Consider the following 10,941-nt stretch of genomic DNA (forward strand, 5'->3'; position numbering starts at 1 on the left):
CGCCATGCCGGCTCGGACGTGGTGGAAGAACGGGGTGATCTACCAGATCTACCCGTGGTCGTTGCAGGACACGGACGGTGACGGCATCGGGGACCTCGCCGGCATCCGCAGCCGGCTCGACCACATCGTCGAGTTGGGCGTGGATGCGATCTGGATTTCGCCGATCTACCCCTCGCCGATGGCCGACAACGGCTACGACGTCGCCGATTACTGCGACATCAACCCCCTCTTCGGCACGCTGGCCGATTTCGACGCGCTGATCGCCGACGCTCATGCGCGGGGGCTGAAGCTGATCCTCGATTTCGTGCCGAACCACACCTCGGACGAGCACCCGTGGTTCGTCGAAAGCCGCGCGTCCCGCACCAACCCGAAACGCGATTGGTACATCTGGCGCGATGCCAAGCCGGACGGCTCGCCGCCCAACAACTGGCTGAGCAATTTCGGCGGCCCGGCCTGGCAATGGGACGAGACCACCGGCCAATATTATTATCACGCCTTCCTGACGAAGCAGCCCGACCTGAACTGGCGCAACCCCGACGTGCGCCAGGCGATGTACGACGCCCTGCGCTTCTGGCTCGACCGGGGCGTCGACGGCTTCCGCGTCGACGTGATCTGGCACCTGATGAAGGACGCGGATTTCCGCGACAACCCGCCCAATCCCGCGTGGCATCCCGGGCGCCCCGAGATCGACAGCCTGCTGCAGATCCACTCGACCGATCAGCCCGAGATCCACGCGGTGATCGCCGAGATGCGGCAGGTGCTCGACGCCTATCCGCAGCGCGTGCTGATCGGCGAGATCTATCTGCCGATCGAACGGCTGGTCACCTATTACGGCCGCGACCTCACGGGCGCGCACCTGCCGTTCAACTTCCAGCTCATTCAGGCCGCCTGGAACGCGCCTGCCATCACGCGGCTGATCCAGGACTACGAAGCCGCCCTGCCGGAGGGAGGCTGGCCGAATTGGGTCCTCGGCAACCACGACCAGCCGCGCATCGCCGCCCGGGTCGGCGACACCCAGGCCCGCGTAGCCGCCATGCTGCTCCTGACCCTGCGGGGGACGCCGACCCTGTATTACGGCGACGAGATCGGGCTCGCCCGCGTCGACATCCCGCCCGATCGGGTCCAGGACCCTTGGGAGAAGTCCGAGCCCGGCCTCGGCTTCGGCCGTGATCCGCAGCGCACGCCGATGCAGTGGGATGCGAGCCCCGGCGCCGGTTTCACGACCGGGGTGCCCTGGCTGCCGCTGTCGGCGGACCGGGCCGTGCGCAACGTCGCGGCCCTGTCGGACGATCCCGGCTCGATCCTCACCCTCTACCGCCGGCTCCTCGCGCTCCGCCGGGGCACATCGGCCCTGTCGATCGGCGACTACCGGGCGATAGGGAACGACGGCGCGGTGCTCGGCTTCGAGCGAACGGGCGCCGGAGAGACGATCGCGGTGATCCTCAATTTCGGGGCCGAGCCGGCCGACTGGACCCTGCCGGAGGGGCGAAGGGGACATGTGCTGTTGACGACGATGCTGGACCGGGAGGGCGAACCGGCCGGGCCCGTGATCCGGCTGCGTCCGAATGAGGGGCTGATCGTTCGGTTGACCGAGTAGGGCCCTCATCGGACCGGGCGATGCGGGGAGCGGACGCCATGGAGACGACAACGCCCCGGAGGCGCGTCCTGTCGGGCTCGTTTCCCGCCTTCGTGCTGCTGCAGGGCGCGCTCTACGCCGCCTACGGCACCGTCTCGCCCTTCCTCCCGAGCTTCCTCGGCGAGCGCGGCCTCTCGCCCGGTGAGATCGGCATCGCGCTCGCGGCGGGGACGCTGATGCGCATCGCGGCGGGTCCGATCACCGGTCACGTCGCGGACCGCTACGCCGCCACGCGGGGTGTGCTCGGCATCGCCGCCGCCGCCTCGGGGCTGATCGCCTTCGCCTATCTCGCCGGCGTCGGCTTCTGGCCGATGCTGGTGGTGAGCGTGCTGCACGCAGGCGCCACCGCGGCCCTCGCACCGCTCGCCGATGCGCTCGCCCTCGCCGCCGCGGAGCGCGAGGGGACGTTCTCCTACGGCTGGGTCCGGGGCGCGGGCTCCGCAGCCTTCGTCCTCGGAACGCTGGTCTCGGGGCTGCTCATCGGCTGGGCCGGATTGGCGAGCATCGTCGTGTCGTGCGGCCTGCTGTTCCTGCTGACGGCGGCTGCGACGGCGTGCGTCCCGCGCGCGCCGGCACGGACAGGGCTTCCGAGCCTCGGCTTCGGCGGGTTGCGCGAACTCCTCGCCCTTGCGCCGTTCCGGCGCATGTCGGTGGTGGCGGCGCTCATCATCGGCAGCCATGCCCTGAACGACGGCTTCGCGGTGATCCGCTGGCGGGAGGCCGGCATCGGCCCGGGCGCGATCAGCCTGCTCTGGTCCGAGGCGGTCGCCTCGGAGGTCGTCGTTTTCGTCCTCGTTGGCCCCTGGCTGCTGGCGCGCTTGGGCACGGCCCGGGCGGCGATGCTGGCGGCCGGGATGGGCGTCCTGCGCTGGTCCGTCATGGCCACGACCGTCTCGGTTCCGGTTCTGGCCATGGTCCAGCCGACGCATGGGTTCACCTTCGCGCTGCTGCACCTCACCGCCATGCATCTGTTCGCCGGGGTCGTTCCGGAGCGGCTCGCGGCGAGCGCGCAGACGCTCTACGGCAACCTCGGTCTCGGCGTGGCGTCGGCGGCCCTGACCGCCATGGGCGGCCTGCTGTACGGCGCCTTCGGCGCCGGGGCGTTCTGGGTCATGGCCGCGCTGTGCGCCCTTGCCCTCCCGTTCGCCCGCCGCCTGCACGCGAAGCCGGTTCTACGATGACGGGAGAGCCCGAAGGCCCCTTCCCCCCGGCGGAGACCGGCACTCCACCCGCCCACGGCCGCCGCCTGAACGGCGTATCCGGCGGCTGTCACATCGCCCCGAGCGCCCGGGGAAGCCACAGGGAGAGGCCGGGCCAGTAGGTGACGAGGATCAGGAACACAAGCATCGTCAACAGCCAGGGCATCACCGCGACGGTCAGCTCGGAGATGCCCATGTGGGCGATGCCGCTCGCCACGTAGAGGTTGAGCCCGACCGGCGGGTGACAGAGGCCCACCTCCATGTTGACCGCCATGATGATCCCGAAATGGATCGGATCGATCCCGAGCTTCACCGCGATGGGGAACAGGATCGGCGCCATGATCAGCAGGATCGAGGAGGGCTCCATCACGTTGCCGGCGATCAACAGGATGATGTTGACCACGAGTAGGAAGACCAGCGGGCTGAAGTTCATCGCGATCAGCCACGCCGCCATCGTCTGCGGGATGTTCTCGGAAGTCATCAGGAAGGAGAACAGCACCGCGTTGGTGATGATGTACAGGAGCATCGCGCTCATGTTCGCGGAGGCGAGGAGCACGCGCGGCACGTCCGACAGCTTCAGGTCGCGGTAGACGAACACCGCGATGACGAAGGCGTAGACGGCGGCCGTCGCGGCGGCCTCGGTCGGCGTGAAGATCCCGGCATAGATGCCGCCGATCACCATCACCACCAGGAACAGGCCCCAGGCGCTCTCGCGGAAGGCGCGCAGGCGCTCCCCCCAGGTGGCCTTCGGCATGCGCGGATAGCCGCGCCGCTTGGCGATGACGAAGGTGACGCCCGCCAGCATCGCCGAGAGGACGATGCCTGGCACCACGCCCGCCAGGAACAGGTTGCCGATCGAGGAATTCGTCGACACCCCGTAGAGCACGAGGATGATCGAGGGCGGGACGAGGATGCCCAGCGCCCCGGAGGTGGTGATCACCCCGGCGCCGAAGCGGCGCGGATAGCCCTCGGCCACCATGGCGGGCAGGATGATGGAGCCGATGGCCACCACCGTCGCCACGCTCGATCCCGACACGGCGGCGAAGAGCGCGCAGGCCACCACCCCGGCGAGGCCGAGGCCGCCCGGCCAGTGCCCGACGAGGGAGGTGGTGAAGGCGATCATCCGCCGCGCCACGCCGCCATGGGCCAGGAAGTTGCCGGCGAGGATGAAGAACGGGATCGCCATGATCGAGAAGTTCTCGATCCCGGTGAACAGCTTGAGCGCGACGCTCTCGATGGGCACCTGCGTCAGCGTGAACAGGAAGGTCAGCACCGTCAGGCCGAGCGCGATCGAGATCGGCATGCCGGTGAGCATCAGGGCGATGAGCAGCCCGAAGATGATCAGGCCGCTCATGCGGGTCCTCCCTCGCGGCCGAGCTGAACCGGATCGACGCCCTCCACCGTCGGGACGCCGTCGACATGGGCATGGTCACGGGCGGGAAGATGCCCGGTCGTCCAGTAGCCCCACGCCACCTGCAGGAAGCGGAAGCACATCAGATAGGAGCCGAGCGGAATCGCGAGGTAGACGATCCAGACCGGGATCTCCATGTCGGGCGTGGTCTGCTCGGTGTGGCCGATGCGCCAGACGAAGTTCGTGCCGAGCGTTCCGACGATGCCGGTGAAGAGCGCGCCGGCAGCGAGGCTGAACAGGACCATGGTCCGCCGCGCCCCCGGCGGCAACCGGTTCACCAGCACATCGACGCCCACATGGATTCCGGTGCGGACGCCGTAGGCCGCGCCGAACTTCGCGACCCAGATGAACATGTAGATGCACAGTTCCTGGGACCAGCCGAAGTCGATCCGGTCGGTATAGTCCTGCAGGGCCGGGATGCCGGACAGGAAGCGGTGCACCACGGTGGCGAAGGTGATGACTGTGGCCGCCGCCATCAGCGATCCGATCAGCACTTCTTCCAGCCGGTCGAGGATTTTCAGGAACATGGTCGGTCCGGGGGTGCCTCGGCGGGATCAGTTGTTGGGAGCGCCCTCGGTCTCCTTGTTGAGCGCCGTGATCAGATCCTTGCCGACCCGCGAGGCCATCTCGCGCTGGACCGGCGCCAGAGCCTTGCGCCACGCGGCGTTCTCCGCCTCCGTCGGGGTGTAGACCTCGGTCTTGCCGGTGGCCCGGATGTCGGCCAGCGCCTTCTCGTTCTGCTTGTCGGCGATCTCGTGCTCGTAGGCCGTCGCGTCCTTGATCGCCCCTTCGAGGGTGGTGCGGATGTCGGCGGGCAGGCCGTCCCAGAAGCCCTTGTTCACGATCACCGCGTAGCCGACATAGCCGTGGTAGGTCAGCGTGGCGTGCTTCTGCACCTCGTTGATCTTCTGGGTCGTGATGTTCGAGGGCGGATTCTCCTGCCCGTCGACGACGCCGGTCTGCAGGGCTTGGTAGAGTTCGGAGAAGGCCAGCACCTGCGGCAGGGCACCGAGCTGCTTGAACTGCGCCTCCAGGACCTTCGAGGACTGGATCCGGAACTTCAGGCCCTTGACGTCCTCGGGTCCGTGCATCGGCTTGTTGGACGTGAGGATCTTGAAGCCGTTGTCCCAGTAGCCGAGGCCCTTGATCCCCTTGGTTTCGAGCTTCTTGAACAGGCCCTGGCCGATCGGCCCGTCCTGCACGCGCCGCAGCGCCTGCTCGTTGGGGAAGATGTAGGGCAGGTCGAAGGCTTCGTATTCCTTCACGCCGAGGGGCCCGAACTTGCTCGTCGACGGCGCCAGCATCTGCACGGCGCCGAGCTGGAGCATCTCCACCTCTTCCTTGTCCTTGTAGAGTGTGCTGTTCGGATAGATCTCGACCTTGACCGCACCCTTGGTGCGCTCCTCGGCGAGTTGCTTGAACCGCTCCGCGCCCTGGCCCTTGGGCGTGTCCGTCGTCACGACATGGCTGAACTTGATGACGATCGGGGTTTGCGCCGCGGCCGGGGCCGCGAAGGCGAGCGCGCAGACAAAGGCACCGAGGATCCGAACCGTCATCTTGACCTCCCACACCGATCCACGTCTTCGCGCGGATTGAATTTTGGATAGACTTGCAGGTGAGGGCCGCCGCCGCAAGTACCGATGCGGCGTGACGGCCGTCCCGCCTCGGTCAGGCCCCCGGAACCCCCGGGGCGCGCCGTGGCGGCTCGTGGAGCCGTACCGCCTCGCCGCCGCCGAGGGGCTCGGCCGGATAGAACGAGCGCACCAGCGGGTCGTGGCCGGGGACGATCCGGTCCGGGTCGCCCGCGAGCCGCAGGAGCGTCGTCCAGCTCTCCATCATGGCCGCGAGATCGACGACGATGGGAAAGGGGTTCTGCCGCTCCAGGTTGGCGTAGAAATGCGCGGCGTCGGAGGCGAGGACGACCGGCCCCCGGACCGTGTCCACCCGGACGCATTGCAACCCCCGCGTATGTCCCGGCACGTGATGCACGCTGAGGCCCGGCGCGATCTCGGCCGCGCCGTCCACGAAGGCGACGCGCCCGTCATAAACCCGCCGGACCATGCTCACGACGTCCTCGACGGCGAAGGCGGACCTCAGGCGGGCATGGCACATGCAACGCCCGGTGGCGTAGGCCATCTCCTCGTCCTGGAGGTGGAAGGTGGCGTTCGGGAAGGCCCCGAGGTTGCCGGCATGGTCGTAATGGAGATGGGTGATCACCACGTCGCGGACCGCTTCGGGATCCACGCCGAGCGCCCTCAGGCCCTCCACCGGGTGGCGCAGCATGGTGCGCCCGTGCGCCCGGGCCGCCGGCCAGTCGAAGCCCGTATCGACCACCACGGTGCGCTGCGCGTTGCGGCAGACCCAGACGAAGTAGTCGATCGGCATCGGCCCGTCATGCGGGTCCTCGCCGGGGCCCGGCGGGTAGAGGAGGTTGGCCGAGGCGGGGCGCTCGTGCGTCGCGTAGCGGAGGGCGAGGACCTCGTAGGGCTCGCCCACGCTCACGCCTCCCGTCGGCCGAGGAAGGCGTCGATCGCCGTGTGGTCCGCCGAAGTCCCGAGTTCGGCGAGCGCCTCCGCCCACAGCGCCGAGACCGCCCCGGAGAGGGGCGCGGCCACGCCCTCATGGCGGGCGAGGTCGTCCGCCGTGCGCAGGTCCTTCGCCATCAGCGCCAGGGAGAAGCCGGACGTGTAGCTCTGCGGAATCACGAAGGGCTTCAGCTTCACCTCCGTCGAGTTGTTGCGGCCGGTGGAGACGTTGAGGATGTCGGTCATCAAGGTCGGATCGAGGCCGAAGCTCCGTCCCACCCGCAGGGCCTCGCAGGCCGCCGTCAGGCCCGCCGCCGAGACGTAGTTGTTGAGCGCCTTCATGGCGTGGCCGGAGCCGATGGGTCCGGTGGCGAAGATCGACCCGCCCATGACCTCCAGGAGCGGCGTTGCCCGCGCGACGGCCTCCGCCTCGCCCCCGACCATGATGGCGAGCGACCCGTCGATGGCGCGCTTGACGCCGCCGGAGACCGGCGCGTCGATCAGGGTGACGCCCTCGGCCGCGAGTTCGGCGGCCAAGTCGCGGGTGCCGACGGGGGCGGAGGAACTCATGTCCACCACGAGGGTGCCGGAGGCGAGACGGCCCGCGACCCCCTCGGTCTGCGTCAGGAGGGTGCGCACCGCCTTCCCGTCCGGCAGCATCAGGATGAGGGTGGCGGCCCCCTCCACCGCCGCGCCCGGCTCGGCAACCGCGCGGCCTCCAGCCGCCGCGAAGGCGTCGCGGGCGGCGGGGAACGGATCGAAGCCCGTGACGGACCAGCCCGCCTCGACGAGGCGCGTGGCCATGGGCAGGCCCATCTTGCCGAGCCCGAAGAACGCGATGCGCGTGGCGGCCCCGTCGCGTGTCGTCATGGTGGTGTGCCTCCCTGCCGGGCCCCGCCCAGGGGCCGCCGATCATTGTAAGACAATCGGCCCACCGCCCCGGGCCGGTGGGCCGCGGCGGGTCAGGCCGCGGGGACGGCGCCCTCGGCCTTCAGCACCTCGTGGGCCGCCTTGAAGGCGTCGAGCCCGGCCGGGATGCCGCAATAGACCGTCGCGTGCAGGAGGATTTCCTTGATCTCCTCGACGGAGACACCGTTCGCCAGCGCGCCCTTCACGTGGAGCTTGAGCTCGGCGGGCTTCGAGAGAGCGGTAAGCATGGCGAGGTTGAGCATCGAACGCGTCTTCCGGTCGAGGCCGTCCCGCGTCCAGGCGTAGCCCCAGCACCATTCGGTGGTGATGCGCTGGAAGGCCATCATGAAGTCGTCGGCCTTGGCGAGGCCGCCGTCCACGTACTCGGCGCCGAGCACGGCGCGGCGCACCTCGAGGCCCTTCTGGAATTGCTCGCTTTCAGCCATGTTGTCCTCCGTGGTCGCGCAACCTATACCTGATCGTCAGTCAATCTGACAATCGAGTTTGCGCGACAGGGCAGGCGCGCTGTCCGCGGTCCGGCGGTGGCGGACGGGGCGCCCGGTCATGGGAATCGTTGCATTTCCGGGCGCCGAACCAGCGCGGCCTCCGGCGGGAATGCTCAGCAGCGGGTGGGTGGGATGAGTGAGTCGTTGCGGATCGTGCCGCAGCCCATGCGGAGGCAGGTCGAGGAGGGTCTGCGGGCCGCGATCGTGAACGGCCGCTTCGCGCCGGGCGAGCACCTGCCGGACCGGGTGCTCTGCGACCTGTTCGGCGCGAGCCGCAGCGTGGTCCGCGAGGCGGTGCGGCTCCTGGAGGCAGAGGGCCTCGTCACGGTGCAGCCGAACCGGGGTCCCTTCGTCGCCCATCTCTCCCCCGAGGAGGCCGCGCAGATCTACGACGTGCGCGGCGTCCTGGAGGCGCTCGCGGGCGAGAGCTTCGCCCGCCACGCCACGGACGAGGAGCGGGCGGAGCTGCGCGCCGTGTGGGAGGATCTCGCCCGGCGCGGACCGGGGGCGACCCGCGAGGACCTGCTTGCAATCAAGCGCCGGTTCTACGACGTGCTGCTCGCCGGTGCCCGCAACGCCTACGTGGCGCGGATGCTGGACCAGCTCCTCAACCGCAACATGCAGTTGCGGGCGACCTCCCTCTCCGATCCCGGCCGCCTCGCCTGGACCGTCAAGGAACTGAAGCGGGTGATCGACGCCATCGACCGGCGCGACCCCGACGAGACCTTCACGGCCTGCCGCGAGCACGTCCAGCGGGCCGCGGACGTCGCGTTGCGCCTCCTCGCGGCGCACCCCTCTCCGAACGCCGAGGACCGGTCATGATCCTCCCCCGCCTCGCCGGGCGGCTCCGGCTCGCGCTCGCCGACCCGGAATTCCTGGCCTCGGCCCGGGGCCTGTCCGTCCGGGTCGCCTTCTCGGTCGAGGGCGCGCGGGTCGATCTGTCCGTCGCGGACGGGGCGCCCTCGGTCGAGTCCGGTGAGACCGGGCGGGCGGACATCGCGGTCACCGCCACCGCCGCCGCGTGGGAGGAGATCCTGTCCGCCCGGCCGCCGCGGGGGGCGAGTTCCTTCACGGCATGGCAACTCGCCAACCCGGCGGTCTCGCTGGAGGGCGATCCCCTGCGCATCGCCCAGGCGCGGCCGGCGCTGGAGCGGCTGGTCGAGATCCTGCGCACGCCGGAGGCGTTGGCGGCGCCGCCGGTCCGGCGCGACGTGCGGCAGATCCGCGGCCGCTACGTCCCGGCGAGCGCGGCCGGTGCGGACGCGGACCTCTATGTCGAGGAGGCGGGGTCGGGCACGCCCGTCCTTTGCCTGCACACGGCGGGCGCCGATTCACGCCAGTACGGCGCCCTCCTGGCCGACACCGACCTCGCCGCGCGCTTCCGGCTCGTGGCCTTCGACCTGCCCTTCCACGGCCGCACGATGCCGCCACCGGACTGGGACGGCGGCGCCTACCGGCTCGACGCCGCGACCTACCTCGCCTGGGTGGTGGCCGCCCTGGAGCGGGTCGTCGGCGAGCCCGCGATCCTCGTGGGCTGCTCGATGGGGGCGGCGATCGCCCTCGTCGCGGCGGCCGAGCGGCCGGACCTGCTGCGCGGCGTCCTCGCCCTCGAGCCGCCCCTGCGCTCGCCCGGCCGGCGCAACCCCTACCTCGCCCACGCCGCCGTCTCGGGCGGCGCGCACAACGCCGCCTACGTACGGGGCCTGATGAGCCCGCTGGGTCCCGTCGGCCACCGACGCCGCGCCGCCTGGATCTACGCCCAGGGCGGGCCGGGCGTGTACACGGGCGACCTTGCCTTCTACTCGGAGGAGTTCGACGGGCACGTCACGGGGCCGCGGATCGACACGGGCCGCGTGCCCGTGACGCTGATGACCGGCGAGTACGATTACTCGGCCACCGTCGCGGACGGCGAGGCGCTGGCCGCCCTGATCCCCGGAAGCCGTTTCGTGCCCATGCCGGGGCTCGGCCACTTCCCGATGAGCGAGCACCCCGACCTGTTCCGGACGCATGTCGTTCCGGAACTCGACCGGATGGCCGGCGAACCGGGCGATCAGAGCCCCAGATAGGCTTCCCGCACCCGGGGATCGTCGCGCAGGGCCGCCGCGCTGCCCTCCAGGGCGACGCGACCGCTCTCCAGCACGAGGCCGCGCGTCGCCACCGACAGGGCGAGCTGCGTGTTCTGCTCGACGAGGAGGATGGCGGTGCCGCCCGCGTGGATCTTGACCAGGGCGGCGTGCAGCTCCTCCACCACCATGGGGGCGAGGCCGTGGCTCGGCTCGTCCAGCATGAGGAGGCGCGGGGCCAGCATCAGCGCGCGGCCGACGGCGACCATCTGCTGCTCGCCGCCCGACATGGAGCCCGCGCGCTGCGTCCGCCGCTCCCGGAGGCGGGGGAAGAGCGCGAAGATCTCCTCCATCCGGCTCGGGATGGCCGGATCGGTGCGGCAGGTGAAGGCGCCGGTGAGCAGGTTGTCCTCGACGCTCATGTCCGGGAAGACGTGCCGGCCCTCCGGCACGTGGGCGATGCCCAGCGCCGGCACCCTGTGGGCCGGCATCCGCATCAGGTCCTGGCCCCCGAAGGCGATCGTGCCCGCCGAGCGGGGCACGAGGCGGGAGATCGTGCGCAGCAGCGTCGACTTGCCGGCGGTGTTCGCGCCGATGACGCAAACGAACTCGCCCGGTCCGACGGAGAGCGACACGCCCCGCAGGACCTCGACCCTGTCGTAGCGCGCCGTGACGTTCGCGACGGTGAGCAG

Annotated in this window: 11 protein-coding genes; 4 read left to right on the forward strand and 7 right to left on the reverse strand. The window is 70.4% G+C overall.

All coding sequences use genetic code 11. The annotated features are described in order from the left end of the window. Positions 1 to 4: 4 nt before the first annotated feature. Together MFF06_RS09295 and MFF06_RS09300 are read left to right on the forward strand one after the other, a co-directional pair. Positions 5 to 1,597 (forward strand): alpha-amylase family glycosyl hydrolase, encoded by a 1,593-nt coding sequence (locus MFF06_RS09295; RefSeq protein ID WP_238203144.1) that lies wholly within the window; start codon positions 5 to 7, stop codon positions 1,595 to 1,597. A gap of 38 nt (positions 1,598 to 1,635) precedes the next feature. Beyond that, the gene (locus MFF06_RS09300) at positions 1,636 to 2,817 is read left to right on the forward strand and encodes an MFS transporter (protein ID WP_238203146.1); all 1,182 of its coding nucleotides are present in this window, start codon (positions 1,636 to 1,638) and stop codon (positions 2,815 to 2,817) included. Positions 2,818 to 2,905: 88 nt separating this feature from the next. Here MFF06_RS09300 and MFF06_RS09305 read toward each other — a convergent pair whose 3' ends face one another. From MFF06_RS09305 to MFF06_RS09330, 6 genes are all read right to left on the reverse strand, one after another. Further along, entirely contained in the window at positions 2,906 to 4,189 is a 1,284-nt protein-coding gene (locus MFF06_RS09305) for a TRAP transporter large permease (protein ID WP_238203149.1), read from the reverse strand. Continuing rightward, positions 4,186 to 4,773 (reverse strand): TRAP transporter small permease, encoded by a 588-nt coding sequence (locus MFF06_RS09310; protein WP_238203150.1) that lies wholly within the window; start codon positions 4,771 to 4,773, stop codon positions 4,186 to 4,188. The genes MFF06_RS09305 and MFF06_RS09310 overlap by 4 nt, the downstream gene beginning before the upstream one ends. A 27-nt stretch (positions 4,774 to 4,800) precedes the next feature. Further along, on the reverse strand, positions 4,801 to 5,802 hold the full coding sequence (locus MFF06_RS09315; protein ID WP_238203151.1) for a TRAP transporter substrate-binding protein: 1,002 nt from the start codon (positions 5,800 to 5,802) through the stop codon (positions 4,801 to 4,803). Between the two features lie 112 nt (positions 5,803 to 5,914). After that, positions 5,915 to 6,742 (reverse strand): N-acyl homoserine lactonase family protein, encoded by an 828-nt coding sequence (locus MFF06_RS09320; RefSeq protein ID WP_238203152.1) that lies wholly within the window; start codon positions 6,740 to 6,742, stop codon positions 5,915 to 5,917. 2 nt (positions 6,743 to 6,744) lie between these two features. Beyond that, positions 6,745 to 7,641 (reverse strand): NAD(P)-dependent oxidoreductase, encoded by an 897-nt coding sequence (locus tag MFF06_RS09325; protein WP_238203153.1) that lies wholly within the window; start codon positions 7,639 to 7,641, stop codon positions 6,745 to 6,747. Between the two features lie 92 nt (positions 7,642 to 7,733). Beyond that, the gene (locus MFF06_RS09330; protein ID WP_238203154.1) at positions 7,734 to 8,126 is read right to left on the reverse strand and encodes a carboxymuconolactone decarboxylase family protein; all 393 of its coding nucleotides are present in this window, start codon (positions 8,124 to 8,126) and stop codon (positions 7,734 to 7,736) included. Between the two features lie 192 nt (positions 8,127 to 8,318). Between MFF06_RS09330 and MFF06_RS09335 the strand changes: the two genes are divergently transcribed. Beyond that, positions 8,319 to 9,008 (forward strand): GntR family transcriptional regulator, encoded by a 690-nt coding sequence (locus MFF06_RS09335; RefSeq protein ID WP_238203155.1) that lies wholly within the window; start codon positions 8,319 to 8,321, stop codon positions 9,006 to 9,008. Beyond that, positions 9,005 to 10,252 (forward strand): alpha/beta fold hydrolase, encoded by a 1,248-nt coding sequence (locus MFF06_RS09340; protein WP_238203156.1) that lies wholly within the window; start codon positions 9,005 to 9,007, stop codon positions 10,250 to 10,252. Before MFF06_RS09335 ends, MFF06_RS09340 begins: the two co-directional genes overlap by 4 nt. On the opposite strand, the gene MFF06_RS09345 is transcribed toward MFF06_RS09340, so the two are convergent. Continuing rightward, positions 10,237 to 10,941 (reverse strand): ABC transporter ATP-binding protein, encoded by a 705-nt coding sequence (locus tag MFF06_RS09345; RefSeq protein WP_442411847.1) that lies wholly within the window; start codon positions 10,939 to 10,941, stop codon positions 10,237 to 10,239. The genes MFF06_RS09340 and MFF06_RS09345 overlap by 16 nt on opposite strands.

The sequence above is a fragment of the Methylobacterium aerolatum genome (assembly GCF_022179085.1).
GTDB lineage: Bacteria > Pseudomonadota > Alphaproteobacteria > Rhizobiales > Beijerinckiaceae > Methylobacterium > Methylobacterium aerolatum.